This is a genomic window from Bradyrhizobium sp. USDA 3256, from assembly GCF_054058275.1.
The window spans coordinates 8,543,646-8,566,304 of sequence record NZ_JBSSAE010000002.1; the positions used below are offsets into that span (position 1 = coordinate 8,543,646).

Sequence of the window (22,659 nt, forward strand, 5' to 3'; positions counted from 1 at the left end):
CGCTCCCTCGCCCCGCTCTTGCGGGGTCGAGACGAGCGAAGCTCGCTCTCAGAGGGTTGGGGTGAGGGGCTGTATCCGCAATGACGGTGAGGGCGGATCTTGCGGTAGCTCCCCTCACCCGGATCGCATTACGCTTCGCTCCATACGATCCGACCTCTCCCCGCAAGCGGGGCGAGGTTAGAAATCAATGCGCCTCGTCCCAGTTGTTGGCGGCGCGGGCGTCGACCTGTAGCGGCAGCGACAGGAGCACGGCCGGGAATGGCGCGTCCTGCATCACCTTCTGCACCACCGGCAGCGTCGCCGCGACCTCGTCGTCAGGCACCTCGAAGATCAGTTCGTCGTGCACCTGCAGCAGCATCTGCGCTGAGAGCTTTTTCTCGGTCAGCGCGTCCTCGACGCGGATCATGGCGCGGCGGATGATGTCGGCCGCGGTGCCCTGCAGGCGCGCATTGATCGCGGCGCGTTCGTTGAAGGCGCGCACCGAGGCGTTGGAGGCCTTGATGTCGGGGTAGTAGCACTTGCGGCCGAACAGCGTCGTCACATAGCCGTTGCGGCGGCAGAAATCCTTGGTCTCGTCCATATAGGCGCGGATGCCCGGGAAGCGCTCGAAGTATTTCTTGATGTAGGCCGAGGCCTCCTCGCGGGCGATGCCGAGCTGGTTGGCGAGGCCGAACGCCGAGATGCCGTAGATGATGCCGAAGTTGATCGCCTTGGCGCGGCGGCGCACCTCGCTCGGCATGTCCTTGATCGGCACGCCGAACATTTCGGAAGCGGTCATGGCGTGAATGTCGAGCCCATCGCGGAATGCCTGGCGCAGCACCGGCACATCGGCGATCTCGGCGAGCAGCCGCAACTCGATCTGCGAATAGTCGGCCGACACCAGCTTGTGGCCCGGGGTTGCGATGAAGGCGCGGCGGATCTTGCGGCCGTCCTCGGTACGAACAGGGATGTTCTGCAGGTTCGGCTCGTTCGACGACAGCCGGCCGGTGGTGGTCGCGGCCAGCGCGTAGGTGGTGTGGACGCGATGGGTCTGCGGATTGACGTAGGTCGGCAGCGCGTCGGTGTAGGTCGATTTCAGCTTCGAGACCTGGCGCCACTCCAGGATCTTCTTCGGGAATTCGTGGCCTTGCTCCGCGAGTTCATCGAGCACCTGCGCGGTGGTCGACCACGCGCCGGTCTTGGTCTTGCTGCCGCCGGGCAACCCCATCTTGCCGAAGATGATGTCGCCGATCTGCTTCGGGCTGCCGACATTGACCGGCTCGCCGGCGATCTCCTGGATCTCGGCCTCGACGCGCGCCGCGGTCTGGGCGAAATCGCCCGACAGCCGCGACAGCACCTGGCGATCGATCGAGATGCCGCGCCGCTCCATCCGCGCCAGCACCGAGACCAGCGGCCGTTCCAGCGTCTCATACACCGTCGCCATCCGCTCGGCGACGAGGCGCGGCTTCAGCACCCGCCACAGCCGCAGGATCACGTCGGCGCTTTCGGCCGCATATTCGCTGGCCTTGTCGATCGTGACCTGATCGAAGGTCAGCTTGCCCTTGCCGCTGCCGACGAGGCCGCCGTAGTTGACGACGGCGTGGCCGAACCAGCGCTCGGCGAGCGCCTCCAGCGCATGCGAGCCGCGGCCCGCATCGAGCGCGTAGCTCATGAGCTGCGCATCGTCGATGTTGCGCAGGGTAATCCCGTGCTGCGCCAGCATCACCGAGGTGAACTTGACGTCGAAGCCGACCTTCTGAATTCCGATGGACTCCAGCAGCGGCCTCAGCGCCGCCAATGCCTCGGCCGTCTTGATCTGGCCGGGTGCAAGGCCGGCATCGAACAGGCCCGCGCCGCCGCCGGCCTGCCTGTGGCTGAGCGGGACGTAACACGCATCGTTCGGCGCCAGCGCCAGCGCAAGGCCTGCGAGCTCGCCCTGCATCGGGTCGATCGATTCCGACATCGCCTCGATCGCGACATAGCCGGTGTCGGGCACGCGGGCGATGAAGGCGTTGAGCTGGTCGAGACTGCCGATCGCCTGATACGCCTTGCGGTCGAAGCCGGTCTTGCGGATCGCCTCGCCGCGGGCCTCGGCCAGCGCTGCCGGCGTGCCCTTGCGGTTCGAATTCTTGTCGTCGCGCGCGCCGCTCGGCTTGGCTTTCGGCAGCGGGGCCGCAGTCGATGTCGGAGCGTCTCCGGGTGCCGGCGTCACATCCGACGGCGGCAACGGAGAGAACACGCTCGCGCCGCTCTTGTTGCCGGGATCGGCATCGACATTGGCCGGGTCGATCTGCGCGTAGTCGGCGACGCGGCGGGTGAGGGTGGTGAACTCCATCGCCTTGAGGAAGGCGATCAGCCGGCGCGAGTCGGGCTCGTTCACGGCGAGGTCGTCGAGCGGCACGTCGAGGTCGACCTTGTCGTCGAGCAGCACGAGCTGGCGCGAGATGCGCGCCTTCTCGGCGTTCTCGAGCAGCGCCTCGCGCCGCTTCGGCTGCTTGATCTCGCCGGCGCGGAACAGCAGCTGATCGAGATCGCCATATTCGATGATCAGCTGCGCGGCGGTCTTGATGCCGATGCCGGGCACGCCGGGCACGTTGTCGGTGGAGTCGCCGGCCAGTGCCTGCACCTCGACCACCTTCTCCGGCGGCACGCCGAATTTCTCGATCACCTCGTCGCGGCCGATGCGGCGATCCTTCATCGTGTCGTACATCACGACCTTGTCGTTGACGAGCTGCATCAGATCCTTGTCCGATGACACGATCGTCGTGGTCGCGCCGCGCTCGCTGGCGAGCCGCGCATAGGTCGCGATCAGATCGTCGGCCTCGAAGCCGACCTGCTCGAGGCAGGGCAATTCGAAGGCCCGTACCGCCTCGCGGATCAGCGCGAATTGCGGAATCAAATCGTCGGGCGCCGGCGGCCGGTGCGCCTTGTAGTCGGGATAGAGCTTGTTGCGGAACGTAATCTCCGACTTGTCGAACACGATCGCCAGATGCGTCGGCCGGTTGTCCTCGGGCATGTCGCGCAACAGCTTCCACAGCATGTTGCAGAAGCCGAGCACGGCGTTGACCTGCAGCCCGTCGGATTTGCGGTTCAGCGGCGGCAGCGCGTGGTAGGCGCGGAAGATATATGACGAGCCGTCGACCAGGAAGACATGGTCGCCCTTCGCCGTGGCCTTGGCGGCAACGGGCTTGGGGGCGGTCTTCGATGCGGGCTTGGCGGGGGCTTTGGAGGCTGTTTTCGGCATGGCCGAAACTTAGGGATTTTTGCGCGGATTGACAGCCTTTGTGTCGCTGATTCCGCCCGTGCCACACAACGATTTGTCGTCCCGGCGAAAGCCGGGACCCGTTACCCCAAATGATCGTTGTTTGAGCCTGCTGTGGGTCCAGCCTACCCAACCCGGGCAGTCGTGGTTATGGGTCCTGGCTTTCGCCAGGACGACATTGAGAGGCGGGCAGCTTTCGCAGCGCTAAGCCTTGTCGCCGGTCGGCGAGAACAGGTAGCCGCCGCCGCGGATGGTGCGGATCACGGACGGCTTGGTCGGGTCGAATTCAATCTTGCGGCGGATGCGCATGATGCGCAGGTCGACGGCGCGGTCGAAGGCTTCCGCGTCGCGCGCATTGGCGAGTTCCAGCAGCCGCTCGCGCGACAGCACCCGCTTCGGGTTGGCCGCGAACACTTTCAGGAGGCCGAATTCGGACGCCGTCAGCGGATGCTCATTGCCCTCGTCGTCGCGCAGCGCCTGGGCCTCGAGATCGAGCCATTTGGTGCCGAACCGAACCAGCTGCTCCTTTTCGGCCTTGGCGCTCGCCGGTTCCGGCGCCGCCGCTTTCGCCGGCCCGCTCCGCCGCAGCACCGAGCGGATGCGCGCCATCAGCTCGCGCAATTCGCAGGGCTTGGCCACGTAGTCGTCGGCGCCGAGCTCCAGCCCGACCACCCGGTCGATCGGGCTGGCAGTAGCTGTCAGCATGATGACGGGGACGTTGATCTTACTCTTGAGGTCGCGAATGATCGACAGCCCGTCTTCCTCGGGCATGTTGAGGTCCAGCACCACGAGATCGGGTGTGCAGCCCTCGATCTCCTTGCGCAGGCTCTTGCCGCCGTCGCACAGCGTCACGCCGAAGCCGTGCATCTTGAGGTAATCGCCGACCATTTCGCGGGCCGGCGCCTCATCGTCCACGATGAAGATATGCGGGTTCTGGCTCATGATGTCTCTGTCGCCGGCAGTGTAACCGTAAAGGTCGACCCCTGTCCGGGGCCCGGGCTCTGCGCGGTCACATGGCCGCCATGCATGTCGATGATGCGCTTGACGATGGAAAGGCCGAGCCCGGTCGAGCTTTCGCCCGCGGTCGGCTTGGCCGACAGCCGCTGGAACCGGCCGAACAGCCGGCCGAGATCCTCGGGGCTGAGGCCGGGACCCTGGTCGGCGATCCGGATCACGGTGTCGTCGCCCTCATGGCTGACCGTGACCGTGATCTTGCCGCCGATCGGCGAGTACTTGATGGCGTTGCTGACGAGGTTGTCGATCGCCTCGCGAATCCGGTCGGCGTCGCACATCGTGACGAACTGCTGCGGCCCCGAGACCGAGATGCTCTGCTGCTTGTTGACGGCCGAGGGCAAATTGGCCTCGGTGACCTCGTTGACCAGGGCCGCGACGTCGACCGGCTCGCGGCGGATGGTGATGTCGAAGGCATCGGCCATCGCGTCCGAGATCAGATGGTCGACCATCGAGGTCAGCCGCTTGGTCGCGCGTCGCGGATGTGCTCGACCTGCGACGTGACGTTTTCCTTCGGCGAGCCGGCGCCAATCAGTTCGGTCAGCATCTCGGTGCGGCCGAGGATCACGCCGAGCGGATTCTTCAGATCGTGGGCGACGGTGCCGAGGATCTCGTTCTTGAAGCCGTTGGCGCGCTGCAGCCGCAGCCATTGCGCCGAGAGCCGCCGGTTGGCCTGCATCAGGGCGCGGGTGCGCTGCGCGACGCGGTCCTCGAGCTGGGTGTTGGCCTCGTGCAGCTGCTGGTAGAGGATCACATTGTCGAACGCGATCGACAGCCGGCTCGAGAAGATCTCGACCAGCGCACGGTCGGTGTCGGAGAGCTGGCGCTCGGCCTGCAGCAGCACCACAACCTCGCGGCCGCTGCCGGTGCGCGAATAGAGCACGCTGCGGTGGTCGGCGAACTCGTTCTTGCGGCGCTGGAATGCTTCCTCCACCATGTGCCGCAGGTCCGGATCGAGCGCCTTTGACGAGGTGGTGCCGATGAAGCGGCTGTAGCAGCCCGAGCAGGCCAGCACCGAGAAATCGGCCGCGGCCGAATTGCCGTCGTCGCGCAGCACCAGAATGCCGGCGCAGTCGACGTTGAGCAGCGAGGCGAGCTGGGTCAGCACGCCCTCGGCCAGCCGCTGCATCGACTTGAAATCGTACAGCGTCGAGGCCGCGTCGATGATGATCTCGAGCCCGCGCCGTGTCTGCACCATGCGCTCGAGCTGCTGGTAGCTGCGCAGCGCGGCAGTCAGCGACGTGAACAGCTTGTCGGCGGTGAGCTCGGTCTTCGCCTTGTAGTCGTTGATGTCGTATTGCACGATGACGCGCCGCTCCGGCGCCTGGCCGGGCTGGCCGGTGCGCAGGATGATGCGCACGGTCTCGTTCTTGATCTCGTTGCGGATGAACTCGACGAGCTCGAGGCCGGCGACGTCGGTCTCCATGATGACGTCGAGCAGCACGGCCGCGATGTCGGGGTTGTCCCGCATCAGCGTGCGGCCTTCGGCCGCAGAGTAGGCGGAGAGGATCTCCAGCGTCGAACCGTTCAGGTTGTAGTCGCTCAGCGCGAAGCGGGTGCCTTCATGGACGGCGTGATCGTCGTCGATGACGGCGACCTTCCATTTCCGGGCCGACGAGTCCTCCGGCGGGCTCTCGGTATCGTCGATCAGTTGGAGGACATCGTCCTGTTCGGCCATTGACTGCTTCCGTCGGCTGCTGCGTCAGCGATCGTGGGCTCGCCTTTGGCAGCCCCCTTGGCGATCCTGGGCATGATAATGCGAAAAGTGGTGCCTTGTCCTACCCTTGACTCCAGCATCATGCGTCCACCGAGCTGCTGGGTGACGAGGTTATAGACGATGTGGAGGCCAAGGCCCGTACCACCTTCGTTGCGGCGCGTCGTAAAGAACGGGTCGAACGCCTGCCGCTGCACGTCCGGCGTCATGCCAGCCCCGTCGTCTGCGAAGATGATCTCCACATCGTCGGCGCCGCGCCCGCGCGCCGAGATGGTGATGGTGCCGGAGCGGCCATCGGCAAAGGCATGATTGACGGCGTTGAGGAAAAGATTGGTTAAGATCTGCCCATAGGCGCCGGGATAGCCGTCGATCAAGAGCCCCTCGGGCACATCGACCGACAGCGCGATCGCGGCCTTCTTCAGCACCGGCCGCAGGCTCGCCACGATCTGGTCGGTGGATTCGCTCAAGGCGAACTGGCGGCGCTCGGCATGCGAGCGATCGACGGCGACCTGCTTGAACGACTGGATCAGCTCGCCGGCGCGCGTCAGGTTCGAGACCAGTTGCTGCGATGCATCACGCGAGGCGCGCACGAACTCGTCGAGCTTGGAGCGGCGCAGCGGCTCGGTCTTCAAATCGTTCTCGAACATCTCGCTGCGGCGGGCGAAGCTCGAGGCCACCGTCAGGCTGATGCCGATCGGGTTGTTGACCTCGTGGGCGACGCCGGCAACGAGGCCGCCGAGCGCCGCGAGGCGTTCGGCATCGATCAGGTTCTGCTGTGCGGTATTGAGCTCGAGCAGCGCGCTTTCGGCCTCCTCCTTGGCGGTGCGCAGCTCGTCCTCGGTCTTCCGCTTGGCGATCGCGTTTTCGCGGAACACTTCGACCGCACGCGCCATGGCGCCGACCTCGTCCTTGGCCGACGTGCCCTGCACCGGCCGGTCGAGGTCCCCCGAGGTGATGGTGCGCATCGCGGCCATGATCTGCGCCAGCGGCAGCCGGATCGACAGCGCGATCATGACGCCGGCCGACATGATGACGCCGAGGAAGATCACGGCAATCGACAGCACCCGGCGCGAGATCGAGGTCAGCGTCTTGTCGAACGTCTCCTGCGCCTTCTGCTCGCGCTGGCGCATCTTCACCGAGAGATCGTCGATCGCGCCGATCGCATCCGCCTGGCTGGCGTCGATCGAGTTGCGCAGCAGATCGGTGCGGTTGGTGAGCTGCTCGCTGAGCTTGCCGAGCCCGTCGCGCAGCTCGGCGGTCTTGACCTTGAGCCGCGCCAGCGCCATGCGCTGCAGATCGTTTTCGGCCAGATCGGTCATGACGGGAATCGTCCGCTCGATCGTATCGATGTTGCGGCGGGCTTCCTCGGCCGACGAGGAGGCAAGCGAGAGATAGTAGGCGTTGGCGGCGACCAGCAGCGAGGTGAACGCTTCGCGCGACTTGCCGAGCGCGGGCCAGATCAGCGCATCGCGATGGCCGGTCGCGCCCTCGATGATCGAATAGAGCCCGGCCATGTCCTTGGTCGGCGACAGCACCTGCTCGTCATAGGTCTTGGCGATCCTGGTCTGCACGGTGCGCAGTTCGCCGAAGCCGTCGAGGAAGCGGCTGGTGACGCGCTCCAGCTCCTCGACCGAGCCTGACAGCATCGGGTCGGTCGAGGCCCGGTTGGTCAGCGTGCCGAGCACGGCCTCGCGGAGCAGCAGGATTTCAGCGAACAGATCCGGGCTCGGCTGGTTGATGTAGCGATGGATCAGGTTCTGCAGACGGCTGGTCTCGCTTTCGAGCTTGGCCAGGATCTTGTCGGATTCCCGCACCTGGCGGACATCCTCCCAGGCCGAGCCGAGCACCTTCGAGCCGTTCCAGATCAGTACCGCCAGCACGATCACGACCGCGGAGTTGAGCAGGGCGATCGAAAGGATGCGCCAGCGGATCGGGACCGCACGCAGCAACTGGACGATGCGGAAACGGCCCTGCGGCCCGAAGGCCGCCCGCCGTCGCACAGTCCCGTCCTGCTGTTGTGCGTCCAAGATCCGGTTACTCCATGTTGCGGATGCGCTCGATCAGCGCCGATATCGCAGGATCGCGCTCGGCCTCGGCGTAGATGCCGGCCATTGCGGCTTCGAACGGCTTGCGGTCGATGTCGGTCACGATCTTGACGCCGGCCAGCTCCGCCTGCTGGCGCGAGCGCTCCTCGAGCTCGCGCCACCTCTCGCGCATGTAGGCGCTGGAGCGTTGCGCGGCCTCGCGGAAGATCGTTTGCTCCTCCGGCGAGAGGCTGGCCCAGGCCTTTTGCGACATCAGCAGCACGTCCGGACTGAAAGTGTGCCGGGTCAGCGTGTAGTAGCCGGCATATTTATAGTGACCGGTGGTGACGAAGGACGCCCAGTTGTTCTCGGCGCCGTCGATCAGCCCGGTGGCGAATCCGGTCAGCACCTGGCCGTAGGGCATCTGGACCGGCTGGGCGCCGAGCGCGCGCACCATGTCCGACATCCGTTCGGATTGCTGCACGCGCACCCGCAGTCCCTTGAGGTCGTCGAGCGAACGCACCGGGCGCACGCTGTTATAGATCGAGCGGGCGCCGGAATCGTAGAAGGCCAGCCCGACGAAGCCGTGATCCCCGAGACTGTTCAGGATCTCGCTGCCGATCGGTCCATCCAGCACGGTTTGCAGGTGTTCGGGCGATCGAAACAGGAACGGCATTGCCAGCACGTTGACCGACGGCACCATTGTCCCGATCAGCGCGACATTGGTCCGGTTCAAATCGATGGCGCCGGCCCGGGTCTGCTCCAGCGTCTCCTTCTCCTCACCGAGCTGGCGGGAATGGAAGACCACGATGCGGTGCCGGCCGGCGGTGCGTTCAGCGATCAGGCGGTCCATGTAATTCAGCGCCTGGACGGTCGGATAGTCCTCATTCTGGGTATCGGCGGTCCGGAATTCGCGCGCAAAAGCGCTCGCCGGGACCGCTGCCCATGACAGCGCGACGGCAAGCATCGTTATCCGCGAAAGGCCGGCGCGGCGGTACACAGGCTACTATTCCCCTTGTGATTTGTGTCCAGGGCGGGAAGAAAAGGTTCAACGCATTTTTAGCAGAATGGCGCTGGTTCGCCATCGGCCAAACGTTAAATCCGCGGTGCAACCTGCGGTGTCGGTTGAATCTGCGGTTGTAGCGCCTTATGAGGGCGTGTTGGCATCCGGGAACGGCTCGTCGTGAAGTTCGCTTTGAAGCTCGCCTTTAAGCTCCTGCACCTCGTCATCGCGGCTCTTCTGCTTGTGTCGCCGGCGCGAGCGGCCACCGAGATCATGTGGTGGCACGCGATGTCGGGCGAGCTCGGCAAGCAGCTCGAGAAGCTCGCCGCCGATTTCAACGCCTCGCAATCCGACTACCGGATCGTGCCCGCCTACAAGGGCAACTACACCGAGACCGTCACCGCGGCGATCTTCGCCTTCCGATCGCGCAGCCAGCCGGCGATCGTTCAGGTCAACGAGATCGCGACCGCAACCATGATGGCGGCCCGCGGCGCGATCTATCCGGTGTTCGAGCTGATGCGCGATCAATCCGAGGCGTTCGCGCCGTCGGCCTATCTGCCCGCGGTGGCCGGCTATTATGCCGATGTCGACGGCAACATGCTGTCGTTCCCCTTCAATGCCTCGACGCCGATCCTCTACTACAACAAGGATATGTTCCGCTCCGCCGGGCTCGATCCGAGCGTGCCGCCGAGGACCTGGCCGGAGCTCGGCGTCGTGGCCAAGCGGCTGCGCGCGGCGGGCGCGATGTGCGGCGTGACCACGTCATGGCCGTCCTGGATCAATGTCGAGAACTTCTCCGCCTTCCACAACCTGCCGATCGCAACCAAGGCCAACGGGTTTTCCGGGCTCGACGCCCAGCTGATCTTCAACAATCCGCTGGTGGTGCGCCACATCGCGCAGCTCGCGCAGTGGCAGGCCGACAAGACCTTCGACTACAGCGGCCGCGGGCAGGCGGCCGAGCCGCGCTTCCAGAAAGGCGAGTGCGGCATCTTCATCGGCTCGTCGGGCACGCGCGCCGACATCAAGGCCAATTCCAAATTCGAGGTCGGCTACGGCATGATGCCGTACGAACCCGACGTGCAGGGCGCGCCGCAGAACTCGATCATCGGCGGCGCGACGCTGTGGGTGCTGCGCGACCGGCCGCGCGCCGAATATGCCGGCGTGGCGAAGTTCTTCGCCTATCTGTCGCGGCCGGAGGTGCAGGCCACCTGGCACCAGAACACGGGCTACCTGCCGATCACCCGCGCGGCATTCGATCTGACCCGCGCGCAGGGTTTCTACGATCGCAATCCCGGCGCCTCGATCTCGATCGAGGAGGTGACGCTGAAGCCGCCGACCGATAATTCGAAGGGCATCCGGCTCGGCTCGTTCGTCCTGATCCGCGACGTGATCGAGGAGGAGCTCGAGCAGGTGTTCGCCGGCAAGCGATCTGCGCAGGCCGCGATGGACAATGCCGTCGAGCGCGGCAACCGCCTCTTGCGCCAGTTCGAGCGCGCCAATCCGGACCGGTGAGGGAATGCGTTGTCTTACCTCCCCTTGAAAAGGGGAGGTCGCTTTGCTCGCCAGAGCAAAGCGGGTGGGGATCTGCTCTCTCTACGAGCGATCACGCCTGTGGCAGACCCCCATCCCGACCTTCCCCCTTTCAGGGGGAAGGAGAAGAGTTCGTAGAAGAGTTCGTAGCTCGGATGAAGCGAAGCGAAATCCGGGGCCGGTCTTTTAGGTGGCGCAGAATCCCGGATTGCGCTGCGCTGCATCCGGGCTACGATGACATCGCGAATGCCGCTTCCTCTCCTCACCGACTACGACAGCTACCGCGCCTGGCGCGGCGACACGTCGCGCTGGCTGCCGGTCGCGCGCGATATTGCTGCTGGCCACGGGTTGTCGTGCCTCGCGCCGCATGTGTTCTCGACCGGCACCAACCTCGTCGTCGGGCTGGACGATGGCCTGATCCTCAAGCTCTTCCCCCCGTTTCTGCGCCCGCAATTCGTGTCCGAGCGCGGCGCGCTTGCCGAGTTGCGCGGACGGCTCGGCATTCCGATCCCCGACCTTGTCGCGGAGGGCGAACGCGACGGCTGGCCCTATCTCGTCATCACCCGCCTGTCCGGCGCCGTCGGCTCGGAGGTGTGGCCGTCGTTGTCGGAAGCCGAGCGCGAGCGCGTGCTCGCCGAGATCGGGGCCGTGATCGCGGAGGTGCAGCGCGTGCCGCCCGGCGGCTTGCTCGCGATCGAGCCGCGCTGGGAGGCCTTCATGCACGGGCAGATCGCACAGTGCCGGACCCGGCACGAGCGGCTCGGCCTGCCGGCGAAATTCCTCGCCTCGCTCGACGATCTGCTGCGCGACGCGACTGAGCTGATCCCGATGAACGCGCCGCCGGTGATCCTGACCGGCGAGTACATCCCGGAGAATTTCCTGCTCGATCGCCGGGCCGACGGCTGGCACGTCTCCGGCCTGTTCGACTTCGGCGACGTCCGGACCGGATGGGGCGAGTACGACCTGCTCGGTCCCAGCGCCTTCATGGCCGCCGGGCATCCGCGCCGGGTGCGTAGCCTGTTCGATGGTTTCGGCATCTCGCGCACTGATGTGACGTTCACCCTGAAGCGGCGGCTGATGGCACTCTTGATGCTGCACTCTGCCAGCGATCCGCTCCGGCACATCTGCATCGCGGGCTGGCCGGACCGGGTCGATGATCTCGTGCAGTTGCAGGAGCTGATCTGGCCGGATTAGCGCGCTTCAGCGCGCGGCCTTCATTGCCGGCCACAAAGCAAGCAGGAGCCATTTCTTGCTCATCTATTGAGCATATGGCCTGCCTTTGTATGCAATCGGCGATCTGAGATTTTGCCCGATCGCGATACCGGTTGGCGTTTTCTTTCGCCCCGGCAAGGCATTAGCAGGACATAAGGTTTCGTTAAGGGTTGGCACAATCCTTGCGATCCGAGTTCCAAGGCCATTCTCAAAGGCGTTGGAGCATCACATGAAGCGTCGCGACTTCCTCAAATCGGTGTCCGGACTGGCAGCGGGGGCGTTGGCGCCGACCGCACCCGCGATCTGGTCGCCGGCCAAGGCCGATGCGCGCTCCGAGACGCTGCTGATCGTCTCCGAAGGCGGCCCCAACAATCTCGACATCCATGGCGTCGGCACCAACGTGCCGGGCTACGAGGTGTCGTGGAATTGCTACGACCGCCTGATCAGCCACGAGATGAAGAGCGGCCCTAGCGGCGTGCCCTATTACGACCGCGACAAGTTCAAGCCCGAGCTCGCCGAGGACTTCAACATCGGCGACATGTCGGTCACCTTCAAGCTGCGCAAGAACGCCAAATTCCACGACGGCACGCCGGTGACGGCCAAGGACGTCAAATGGTCGCTCGACCGTGCCGTCAGCGTCGGCGGCTTCCCGACCTTCCAGATGAGCGCGGGCTCGCTGACCAAGCCCGAGCAGTTCGTGATCGTCGACGATTATACGGTGCGCGTCGACTTCCTGAAGAAGGACAAGCTGACGATCCCCGACCTCGCTGTCATCGTGCCCTGCGTTGTCAACTCCGAGCTGGTGAAGAAGAACGCCAGCGAGAAGGATCCGTGGGGCCTTGAATTCACCAAGCAGCAGACCGCGGGCTCCGGCGCCTACAAGGTGACAAAATGGACCGCCGGCACCGAAGTCGTCATGGAGCGCAACGAGGATTGGGTTTGCGGTCCGCTGCCGAAGATCAAGCGCGTGATCTGGCGCATGGTGCCGCAGGCCGGCAACCGTCGTGCGTTGCTCGAGCGCGGCGACGCCGACATCTCCTACGAGCTGCCGTTCAAGGATTTCCAGGAGATGAAGGCGAACGGCAAGCTCAACGTGGTCTCGCTGCCGTTCTCCAACGGCATCCAGTATATCGGCATGAACGTGACCAAGCCGCCGTTCGACAATCCCAAGGTACGGCAGGCGATGGCCTACGCGATGCCGTATCAGAAGATCATGGATGCGGTGCTGTTCGGTCTCGCCAACCCGATGTTCGGCGCGGCAAAGGATAAGCCGACCGAGGTCGCCTGGCCGCAGCCGACGAAGTACTACACCGACATGGAGAAGGCCAAGGCGCTGCTCACGGAGGCCGGCTACGCCAACGGTTTCGAGACCACGATCTCGTTCGACCTGAACTTCGCCGGGGTCAACGAGCCGCTCTGCGTGCTGGTGCAGGAGAGCCTCGCGCAGCTCGGCATCAAGACCACGATCAACAAGGTGCCCGGCGCCAACTGGCGCACCGAGCTCACCAAGAAGGAAATGCCGCTGTTCACCAACGTGTTCTCGGGCTGGCTCGATTACCCCGAGTACTTCTTCTACTGGTGCTATCACGGCAACAATTCGATCTTCAACACGATGAGCTACAAGTCGCCGGAGATGGACAAGCTTATCGACGGCGCGCGCATCGCCGCCGCGAATGGCGACACCGCGGCCTACGATACCGACGTCAAGGGCTTCGTCGACCTCGCCTTCGCCGACATCCCGCGCATCCCGCTCTATCAGCCCTTCGTCAACGTCGCGATGCAGAAGAACGTGACGGGCTACCAATACTGGTTCCACCGCCGCCTCGACTATCGCGCGATGGCGAAGGGGTGAGGCGCTCATGCTTGCGATGATCGGCAAGCGGCTGCTGTTCGCGATCCCCTCGCTGATCGGGGTCGTGATCGTGACGTTCCTTTTGACGCGTGCGTTGCCGGGTGATCCCGCGGCGTATTTTGCTGGCCCCGCGGCCACCAAGGAGGCGGTCGACCAGATCCGGAAGAAGCTCGGCTTCGACAAGCCGCTGATCGAGCAGTTCGTGCGCTACAGCACCGATCTCGCCCACGGCGATCTCGGCTCATCGCTCACCACGGGCCAGCCGGTGGCGGCCGAACTGCGCAGCCGCCTGCCGGCGTCGGCCGAGCTCACTCTGCTCGGCCTTGTCGTCTCCATCGTGATCGCGATCCCGCTCGGCGTGCTGGCGGCGACGCGGCCGGGCTCCTGGATCGACCATCTCTGCCGCGTCACCACCACGGCCGGCGTGTCGCTGCCGGTGTTCTTCACCGGGCTCGTGCTGGTCTATGTGTTCTATTTCCGGCTCGGCTGGTCGCCGGCGCCGCTCGGTCGGCTCGATGTGTTCACCAGCGCGCCGCCGACCGTCACCGGCTTCTATCTCGTCGACGCGCTGATCGCGCGGGACTTCGAGGCGTTTCGTTCTGCGCTCAGCCAATTGATCCTGCCGGCGGTGACGCTCGCGATCTTCTCGCTGGCGCCGATCGCGCGGATGACGCGCGCCTCGATGCTGGCGGTGCTGACGTCCGACTTCGTCCGAACCGCGCGCGCCAGCGGCCTGTCGCCCGGCAAGGTGATCGTCACCTACGCCTTCCGCAACGCGATGCTGCCGGTCATCACCACGCTCAGCATGGTGTTCTCGTTCCTGCTGGGCGCCAATGTGCTGGTGGAGAAGGTGTTCGCCTGGCCCGGCATCGGCTCCTACGCGGTCGAGGCGCTGATCGCGTCCGACTTCGCGCCGGTGCAGGGCTTCGTGCTGACCATGGCGGTCATGTATGTGCTGCTCAATCTGATGATCGACATCCTCTACGGCGTGATCGATCCCCGCGTCAGGCTGGAGGGCTAGAGCATGAGTACCGTAGCTCCAACCGTCGAACCCGCAGGTCCCGCCCGCTCGTCCGGGCTTGCTGCGGCTTTTGAGCAGACCCGCTACGTTTTGAGCGAAAACAAGGTCACCGGCTTCGCCTTTGCGTTGCTGGTCCTGATCCTGTTTGCCGCGCTGTTCGGGCCCTATGTGGTGCCGTACGACCCGCTCGCCTCCGACACCGCGGCAGCGTTGAAGCCGCCGTCCGCCGCGCACTGGTTCGGCACCGATCAGCTCGGCCGCGACATCTTCAGCCGCGTCATTGTCGCGACGCGGCTCGACACCTTCATCGCGGTCGCCTCCGTCGTGCTGGTGTTCCTGATGGGCGGGCTGGCCGGCATCGCCGCCGGCTATTTCGGCGGCTGGACCGACCGCATCGTCGGCCGCATCGCCGACACCATCATGGCGTTTCCGCTGTTCGTGCTGGCGATGGGCATCGTCGCGGCGCTCGGCAACACCGTGCAGAACATCATCATCGCCACCGCGATCGTGAACTTCCCGCTCTATGCCCGCGTCGCACGCGCTGAAGCAAACGTCCGCCGCAACGCCGGCTTCGTGCAGGCGGCGCGTCTCTCGGGCAATGGCGAATACCGCATCCTGCTCGGGCACATCCTGCCCAACATCATGCCGATCATGATCGTGCAGATGTCGCTGACCATGGGTTACGCGATCCTCAACGCCGCGGGCCTGTCCTTCATCGGGCTCGGCGTCCGGCCGCCGACCGCCGAGTGGGGCATCATGGTCGCCGAGGGCGCGGGCTTCATGGTGTCGGGCGAATGGTGGATCGCGCTGTTCCCGGGCCTTGCGCTGATGATCGCGGTGTTCTGCTTCAACCTGCTCGGCGATGGCCTGCGCGACATCGTCGATCCGCAGCGGAGGACGTGACGATATGGACCTGGCTAACGCATGCGCGCTCTCTTCGCCTCTCCCCGCGTGCGGGGAGAGGCCGGGCCGCGTTAGCGGACCGGGTGAGGGGGCTCTCCGCGTACTCCTCAGCCAGTTGCGCATGCCGATAGGTGCCCCTCACCCCAACCCTCTCCCCGCAAGAGCGGGGCGAGGGGGCGCACTGAACAAGCGGAGGACATAATGACTGTCTCGGTGCGGTGCCGAGCTACCGCTCCGCTCCTTTGCATGGGGTTGTTTTGCGGATTTTTGGATGACGCACCCCACGAGGAGGAGTGCGCATGACCGCCCAGCCTTTGCTCGACGTCAAAGACCTCACGGTCGAGTTCACGACGCGTCGCGGCATCGTCAAGGCGGTGCAGCACGTCGACATATCGGTCGGCAAGGGCGAGACCGTCGGCATTGTCGGCGAGTCCGGCTCTGGCAAGTCGGTGACCTCCTATGCCGTGATGCGCATCCTCGATCGCGCCGGCCGGATCGCCGAGGGCTCGGTGATGTTCTCCGGCATCGACGTCAAGGCGGCGACCGAGAGCCAGATGCGCGATCTGCGCGGCCGCGAAGTCTCGATGATCTTCCAGAACCCGCGCGCCGCGCTCAATCCGATCCGCAAGGTCGGGCACCAGATCGAGGATGTGCTGCGCCAGCATGTGCAGCAGGCGCAGGTCACCGATCGCGGCGAGAAGGCGATCGAGGCGCTGGAGCAGGTCAAGATCGCGCGCGCACGCGAGCGCTACCACGCCTATCCGTTCGAACTGTCCGGCGGCATGTGCCAGCGCGTTGTCATCGCGCTGGCGCTGGCCTGCAATCCGCAGCTTCTGATTGCCGACGAGCCGACCACCGGGCTCGACGTCACCACCCAGAAGGCGGTGATGGATCTGATCGTCGAGCTGACCCGGCGCCGATCGATGTCGACGATCCTGATCACGCACGACCTCGGCCTTGCCGCCGCCTATTGCGACCGCGTCGTGGTGATGGAGAAGGGCCGTGTGGTCGAGACCGCCAAATCCGCCGACATCTTCGCCGCGCCCCGGCACGCCTACACCAGGAAGCTGATGCGCGCGACGCCGCGGCTCGGGGTGTCGCTACGGGATCTGTTGCCGGAAGAAGATGTGCTCTTAGCCTCGCCCCGCGTGCGGGGCGAGGCCGACACGCTCGGCAGCGCACTTGCGCGCCAGAGCGTGGCGGGTGAGGGGGGCTCTCCGCGGGTCGTGCCCGCGGATCCGGCCCCTCACCCCAACCCTTTCCCCGTAAAGAACGAGGAGAGGGGGAGGATAGAGCCCCTCCTATCAGTCGAAAAGCTCGTGAAGGAATATCCGCGCCAGGGCGCGGGCGGGATGCTGGCAAAACTGTTCGGGCGCAAGCCGCCGGTCGAGGAAGAGACCTTCCGCGCGGTCGACGGCATCAGCTTCTCGATCGATCATGGCGAGAGCGTCGGGCTGGTCGGCGAATCCGGTTGCGGCAAGTCGACGACGTCGATGATGGCGATGCGGCTGCTGGATCAGACCTCCGGCCGCATCATGTTCGACGGCGAGGACATCGGCGGCATCGCACCGCAGTCGTTCGCGCGGCTGCCGCGGCGCAGCCAGATCCAGATGGTGTTTCAGGATCCGACCGATAGCCTCAATCCGCGCTTCACCGCGGCGCGCGCGATCGCGGACCCGATCATGCAACTCGGCGACATCAGGGGGCGTGACGCGCTCCGCGCCCGCTGCGAGGAGCTCGCGCGGCTGGTCGGCTTGCCGGTCAATCTGTTGGACCGCTTCCCGCACCAGCTCTCCGGCGGCCAGAAGGCCCGCGTCGGCATCGCACGCGCAATCGCGCTGCACCCGAAGCTCGTGATCCTCGACGAGCCGACCGCGGCACTTGACGTCTCGGTGCAGGCGGTGGTGCTCAATTTGCTGCAGGACCTCAAGCAGTCGATGGGCATGAGCTATTTGTTCGTGTCGCACGACCTCAACGTCGTGCGCCTGCTGTGCGATCGCGTCATCGTGATGCGCGCCGGCCGCATCGTGGAGCAGGGTGCATCCGAACACGTCTTGGGCAATCCGCAGGATGCCTATACAAGGGAGCTGCTGACGGCGATTCCGCATCCGCCTCTGCCGGCGTCTTGACACATGATCCGGAAAAGTGGGGACCGGTTTTCCGAATGGATCATGCGCAAAATCGTTATTGGGAGCGAAATGACCGATCATCTCGACGACTATATGAACGCCGTTGCCCGCGCGATGGCGTTGCCGCTGGAGGACGCCTGGCGTCCGGCGGTGCGCGCCAATCTCGAGGTCTCGCTGCGGCTGGCTCGGCTGGTCGATGACTTCCCGCTGCCGGACGACGTCGTGTCGGCCGCCGTCTATTCGACCTGAGACGGCGATGTCCGAAACTCCCGTTCCCATGTCGGCCGCCGAGATCGCGCAGGCCGTATCGAGCCGCAAGATCACGGCTCTTGCTGCGACCGAGGCTGCGCTGGCGCGGATCGCGGCGCATGACAAGGTGCTCAATGCCTTCACCGACGTCACCGCCGATCGCGCGCGTGCCAGGGCCAGCGCGGTCGATGCCGCGATCGCCGCCGGTCAACCGGTCGGCCCGCTCGCCGGCGTGCCCTTCGCAGTGAAGAACCTGTTCGATGTGCAGGGTCTTCCGACCCGCGCCGGCTCGAAGATCAACCGCGATCTGCCGCCGTCGCCGCGCGACGCGACGCTGATCGAGCGGATGGAAGCGGCCGGTGCGGTGCTGGTCGGCGCACTCAACATGGGCGAATACGCCTACGACTTCACCGGCGAGAACGTGCATGACGGCCCGTCGCGCAATCCGCATGATCCGGCGCGGATGACCGGCGGCTCCTCCGGCGGCTCCGGCAGCGCCGTCGGCGGCGCGCTGGTGCCGATCGCGCTCGGCTCCGATACCAACGGCTCGATCCGCGTGCCGTCGTCATTCTGCGGCACGTTCGGCCTGAAGCCGACCTATGGCAGGCTGTCGCGCGCGCGGTCCTATCCGTTCGTCGCCAGCCTCGATCATCTCGGCCCGCTGGCGCGCAGCGTGAAGGATCTCGCGCTCGCCTATGATGCCATGCAGGGACCTGATGCCGATGATCCCGCCTGCATTGTGCAGTCGGTCGAGCCGACCTTGCCGTTGCTTGCCAATGATATTGGCGGGCTGCGAGTTGCGATCGCCGGCGGCTATTTCCAGCAGAACCTGTTTCAGGAGGCGACAGAGGCAGTCGCGCGCGTCGCGAAGGCGCTCGGTGCCGCGCGGACCGTGGAGATTCCCGAAGCGGCGCGCGCCCGCGCTGCGGCCTACATCATCACCACGACCGAGGGTGCCGCGCTGCATCTCGATCGCCTGCGCAAGCGTCCCAACGATTTCGATCCGGCGGTGCGCGACCGTCTCATTGCGGGCGCGATGATTCCGGCGGTCTATGTCGACAAGGCGCAAAAATTCCGCCGCTGGTATCGCGCGAAGGTGCTGGAGCTGTTCCAGTCGGTCGATGTGATCCTGGCGCCGGCGACGCCGTGCACCGCGCCGAGGATCGGTCAGGCCAGTTTCACGCTCGACGGCGTAGAGCTTCCGGTGCGCGCCAATATCGGCATCCACACCCAGCCGATCTCCTTCATCGGCCTGCCGGTGGTCGCCGTGCCGGTGCCGCTTGAACCGATGCCGATCGGCGTGCAGATCATCGCGGCGCCCTGGCGCGAGGACGTGGCGCTGCGGGTTGCCTATGCGCTGGAACAGATGGGCGTTGCGGCCGCGCCGGCGCCGAGAGGGATCGGCGCATGATCCGGAAAAGTGGGAACCGGTTTTCCGATAAGATCATGTGCAACTAAGAGGAAGCCATGGAAATCGATCTTCCTGATGTGGTCGCCGAGGTCACGGCGCAGTTTGAGCGCTACGAGAAGGCGCTGGTGTCGAACGACGTCGCGGTGCTCGACGAGCTGTTCCACGACGACCGCCGTACGCTGCGTTACGGCATTGGCGAGAACCTCTATGGCTATGCCGAGATCATGGCGTTTCGCGCCGGACGCTCGCCGGTCGGGCTGATGCGCAAAATCGAGCGGACGGTGATCACGACCTATGGCCGCGACACCGCGATCGCCTCGACGCTGTTCTACCGGGACAGCGCACCGGGTAGAGTGGGGCGGCAGATGCAGACGTGGATTCGTTTCCCCGAGGGCTGGAGAATCGTCGCCGCCCATGTCAGCGTCATCGACGAACCCAAGAGCGTCTGAACAAGGGGGCTTTGCAAGGGTGATTGAAAGGGCGCTTCAGCCATGAGCCTGGACGATCTTCCGACCCGCGCGCCGCAACCGCCGGGCACCGAGTCCGAGCCGGCGCTGCGCCGCATCGATCGGCCGTCGTCGCTGGTCGACAAGGTCACCCGTGCCGAAGAGCTGCGGCTGCAGCTTGCCGACGAGATCGTGCGCGGCACGCTGCCGCCGGGCGCGGGGCTCGATGAGACCGACCTTGCGCGCCGCTTCAAGGTCTCGCGCACCCCGGTGCGCGAAGCGCTGCGGCAGCTTGCCGCCAGCGGCCTGATCGATGCCCGCGCGCATCGCGGCGCCGTGGTGGCGCGGCCCTCGCTTGAACGGCTCACCGGCATGTTCGAGGCGATGGCCGAGCTGGAAGCGATCTGCGCCGGCCTCGCCGCCGAGCGGATGACGCCGGCGGAGCGCCACGCGCTGGAGGCGATCCACGAGGAGTTGCGGGTGCTGAGCTACACCGGCAATCCCGAGCGGTTCCACGAGGTCAATGAGCGCTTCCACAACGCGATCTATGCCGGCTCGCAGAACGCCTACATTGCCGAGATCACGCTGGCGACGCGGGTGCGCGTGCAGCCGTTCCGCCGCGCCCAGTTCCGCAACCTCGGGCGTCTGGCAAAATCCCATGCCGAGCACGACCGCGTCGTCGTCGCCATCATGCGCGGCGACAAGATCGGCGCCGCCGCGGCGATGCGCGCCCATATCGAGCAGGTGCGCGGGGAATACGAGACCTACGCGGTGTCGGTGTAGGAACTCGCGCGCATGGCGGTCGTTGCTTCCGGTCTACACCCGATCAGGAGCAAGCGATGGCCTCCTCCGAAAAAGATCCCCGGCGTCACACCCAGAAGTTGAAGCAACGTTTGCAGGAGACGGTGACCCATTTGCGTGAGGATATCCGTAAGGTGGATGAACCGCAGCTGGCGGCGATGTTCGAGACATCGGCCGAGGTTCTTTCCGGCCTCATCAAGGCGTTCGACGATTACGAGAAGAAGAACGAGGCCGCCTGGCGCAAGTCGGCCTAGTCTGCCGTCATATTCCCTCGCAGCTATACGGCCGTCCTCTCCGCCATGAATGCGCGCCAGCCGCCATAGGACGAAATATCCTTCGCGCCGTCGATCGCGGCCGGCTCGACGATGAAGCCCTTGGCCTGCCGTCCGTCGGCGAGCCTGACTGTACCGATCGACAGCGGCGGCGGGATCGCGGCGACGAACTTTCCGAATGCCGCCGGTGACATCGCCCACAGCTCGAGCTTGATCGATGCGCCAGTACCGGCCTCGATGCGCAGCATGCCGGGTTTGGGCGGCGTGGTGTCGAGTGCGTAGAGCTTGTAGTCCGGTGCGGTGACGGTCTCTTCAAGCAGGCGCGCATCGAGCGTCGTCAGCTCGTGGTTCAGCGCCATGCCGGAAAGATGCGCGCCGACCACCGCGATCGTGATCTCGCTGGATGCAGCCTGCGCTGGCACGGCGGCGAGCGGCGGTTGTGGCAGCGACTTGGCGCCGAGGGTAAGTCCGGTGTCGGCATGGAACACGCGGCCGATGCTCGCAAGCTCCCCGTCGCGGCCGGCGGGCGCGAGCAGCGTGATGCCGAACGGCGCGCCGTCGGGCCGCATCCCGGCCGGCAGCGCCAGGCCGCACATGTCGAGCAGGTTGACGAAATTGGTGTAGGTACCGAGTCGCGAGTTGAGCTCGATCGGATCGGCGAGCACGTCAGCGGTGGAATAGACGGTCGGGGCGGTCGGCAGTACGATAGCATCGAGTTGCGCAAGGCTGCGCTCGGCGACGCGGCGCAGCGCCTCGAGGCGGTACAGCGCAGAAAAAGTGTCCGCGGCCGTGGGGCGCGATCCGCCGACGGTGATCTCGCGCGTCACCGGATGGACCGCCTCGGGTGACGACGCCAAGAGATCACGGATCACGAGATAGCGTTCCGCCACCCACGGGCCCTCATAAAGCAGCCGCGCGGTCTCGTAGAATGGTGCGAGGTCGAATTCGACGAGATCGGCGCCGAGCGCCTGCCAGCGCTTGCACGCCTCGCCATAGGCCTTCTCGGCCTCATGATCGCCGAAGAATTTCAACTGGCCGCTTTGGGGAATGCCGAGCTTTGGCTTCGCCGGAAAGCTCGCCAGCGGGGCCAGCGGCCGGTCGCGCGAGTACGGATCGGAGTGATCCGGCCCGGACATGACGGCGAGCGCCGCCAGCGCGTCGTCGACGGTGAGCGAGAAGATCGAGACGCAGTCGAGCGTGCGGCAGGCCGGCACGACGCCGGTGGTCGAGATCAGCCCAAGGCTCGGCTTGAGCCCGACGATGTTGTTGAGCATCGCCGGCACACGGCCGCTGCCCGCGGTGTCGGTGCCGAGCGCTAGCGGCACCAGGCCCGCGGACACCGCGACCGCGGAGCCCGAGCTCGATCCGCCCGGCACCAGATCGCCGCGTACCGGGTTCTTGGGGATGCCGTAGGGCGAGCGCACGCCGACCAGGCCGGTGGCGAACTGGTCAAGATTGGTCTTGCCGATGATAATGGCGCCGGCAGCGCGCAGTTTCGCGACCGCGGTGGAATCCTGCGCGGGCAGATAGGAGAACGCCGGGCAGGCGGCGGTGGTCGGCAGTCCCGCGACGTCGATATTGTCCTTCACCGCGACCGGCACGCCGTAAAGCGGCAATGTCGGATTGGCGAGCCGCTCGGCCTCGGCAAGCGCATCCTTCTCGTCGCGCAGGCTGATGAAGATGGCGGGGTCATTGTGCTCGCGGATGCGCTGGTAGCTGCGCGCCACGGTTTGGGCCGGCGTCATGGTCCCGGCGCGGTGCGCGGCGACGATCGCGGCGACAGTTTCAGTCACGTGGTTGGCCTCATCTCGTGAGCGGCGAGGCGTCGGACGCCATCCGC

At 65.8% G+C, this 22,659-nt stretch carries 16 protein-coding genes and 1 pseudogene; 11 read left to right on the forward strand and 6 right to left on the reverse strand.

What is annotated here, in order from left to right:
• Positions 1-184: 184 nt before the first annotated feature.
• From polA to ACVWY5_RS42165, 5 genes and pseudogenes are all read right to left on the reverse strand, one after another.
• Positions 185-3,223: a DNA polymerase I gene (polA, locus tag ACVWY5_RS42145; protein WP_028333806.1), complete on the reverse strand. Its 3,039-nt coding sequence runs from the start codon at positions 3,221-3,223 to the stop codon at positions 185-187.
• A gap of 222 nt (positions 3,224-3,445) precedes the next feature.
• Positions 3,446-4,183 carry a response regulator gene (locus tag ACVWY5_RS42150; RefSeq protein WP_028333805.1) on the reverse strand — a complete coding sequence of 246 codons (738 nt, stop codon included), beginning with the start codon at positions 4,181-4,183 and terminating at the stop codon, positions 3,446-3,448.
• Positions 4,180-5,930, reverse strand: a pseudogene (locus ACVWY5_RS42155) (ATP-binding response regulator). The gene ACVWY5_RS42150 and the pseudogene ACVWY5_RS42155 overlap by 4 nt, the downstream one beginning before the upstream one ends.
• Positions 5,900-7,966, reverse strand: coding sequence for a sensor histidine kinase (locus tag ACVWY5_RS42160; RefSeq protein ID WP_028333803.1), 2,067 nt, complete (start codon positions 7,964-7,966; stop codon positions 5,900-5,902). The pseudogene ACVWY5_RS42155 and the gene ACVWY5_RS42160 overlap by 31 nt, the downstream one beginning before the upstream one ends.
• A gap of 34 nt (positions 7,967-8,000) precedes the next feature.
• A complete protein-coding gene (locus ACVWY5_RS42165; RefSeq protein WP_050383198.1) occupies positions 8,001-8,957 on the reverse strand; it encodes a TRAP transporter substrate-binding protein in 957 nt (318 codons plus the stop codon).
• 228 nt (positions 8,958-9,185) lie between these two features.
• Between ACVWY5_RS42165 and ugpB the strand changes: the two genes are divergently transcribed.
• The 11 genes from ugpB (at position 9,186) to ACVWY5_RS42220 (ending at position 20,801) form a co-directional block, all read left to right on the forward strand.
• Positions 9,186-10,505 (forward strand): sn-glycerol-3-phosphate ABC transporter substrate-binding protein UgpB, encoded by a 1,320-nt coding sequence (gene ugpB / locus ACVWY5_RS42170; protein ID WP_028333801.1) that lies wholly within the window; start codon positions 9,186-9,188, stop codon positions 10,503-10,505.
• Between the two features lie 264 nt (positions 10,506-10,769).
• Positions 10,770-11,717 carry an aminoglycoside phosphotransferase family protein gene (locus tag ACVWY5_RS42175; RefSeq protein ID WP_028333800.1) on the forward strand — a complete coding sequence of 316 codons (948 nt, stop codon included), beginning with the start codon at positions 10,770-10,772 and terminating at the stop codon, positions 11,715-11,717.
• A 247-nt stretch (positions 11,718-11,964) separates the two neighbouring features.
• On the forward strand, positions 11,965-13,587 hold the full coding sequence (locus tag ACVWY5_RS42180; protein WP_028333799.1) for an ABC transporter substrate-binding protein: 1,623 nt from the start codon (positions 11,965-11,967) through the stop codon (positions 13,585-13,587).
• 7 nt (positions 13,588-13,594) lie between these two features.
• The gene (locus ACVWY5_RS42185) at positions 13,595-14,608 is read left to right on the forward strand and encodes an ABC transporter permease (protein ID WP_028333798.1); all 1,014 of its coding nucleotides are present in this window, start codon (positions 13,595-13,597) and stop codon (positions 14,606-14,608) included.
• 3 nt (positions 14,609-14,611) lie between these two features.
• Positions 14,612-15,511: an ABC transporter permease gene (locus ACVWY5_RS42190; protein WP_028333797.1), complete on the forward strand. Its 900-nt coding sequence runs from the start codon at positions 14,612-14,614 to the stop codon at positions 15,509-15,511.
• 299 nt (positions 15,512-15,810) lie between these two features.
• Positions 15,811-17,640 carry an ABC transporter ATP-binding protein gene (locus ACVWY5_RS42195; protein ID WP_028333796.1) on the forward strand — a complete coding sequence of 610 codons (1,830 nt, stop codon included), beginning with the start codon at positions 15,811-15,813 and terminating at the stop codon, positions 17,638-17,640.
• Positions 17,641-17,709: 69 nt separating this feature from the next.
• Positions 17,710-17,889, forward strand: coding sequence for a DUF4089 domain-containing protein (locus ACVWY5_RS42200; RefSeq protein ID WP_028333795.1), 180 nt, complete (start codon positions 17,710-17,712; stop codon positions 17,887-17,889).
• Between the two features lie 7 nt (positions 17,890-17,896).
• Positions 17,897-19,300 (forward strand): AtzE family amidohydrolase, encoded by a 1,404-nt coding sequence (locus ACVWY5_RS42205; protein ID WP_028333794.1) that lies wholly within the window; start codon positions 17,897-17,899, stop codon positions 19,298-19,300.
• Between the two features lie 56 nt (positions 19,301-19,356).
• Positions 19,357-19,749, forward strand: a complete 393-nt coding sequence (gene hpxZ, locus ACVWY5_RS42210) for an oxalurate catabolism protein HpxZ (protein WP_028333793.1) — start codon at positions 19,357-19,359, stop codon at positions 19,747-19,749.
• A 42-nt stretch (positions 19,750-19,791) separates the two neighbouring features.
• Positions 19,792-20,529 (forward strand): GntR family transcriptional regulator, encoded by a 738-nt coding sequence (locus ACVWY5_RS42215; RefSeq protein WP_028333792.1) that lies wholly within the window; start codon positions 19,792-19,794, stop codon positions 20,527-20,529.
• A 56-nt stretch (positions 20,530-20,585) separates the two neighbouring features.
• Positions 20,586-20,801, forward strand: a complete 216-nt coding sequence (locus tag ACVWY5_RS42220) for a hypothetical protein (protein WP_028333791.1) — start codon at positions 20,586-20,588, stop codon at positions 20,799-20,801.
• Between the two features lie 23 nt (positions 20,802-20,824).
• On the opposite strand, the gene atzF is transcribed toward ACVWY5_RS42220, so the two are convergent.
• The gene (gene atzF / locus ACVWY5_RS42225) at positions 20,825-22,612 is read right to left on the reverse strand and encodes an allophanate hydrolase (protein WP_028333790.1); all 1,788 of its coding nucleotides are present in this window, start codon (positions 22,610-22,612) and stop codon (positions 20,825-20,827) included.
• Positions 22,613-22,659 lie beyond the last annotated feature (47 nt).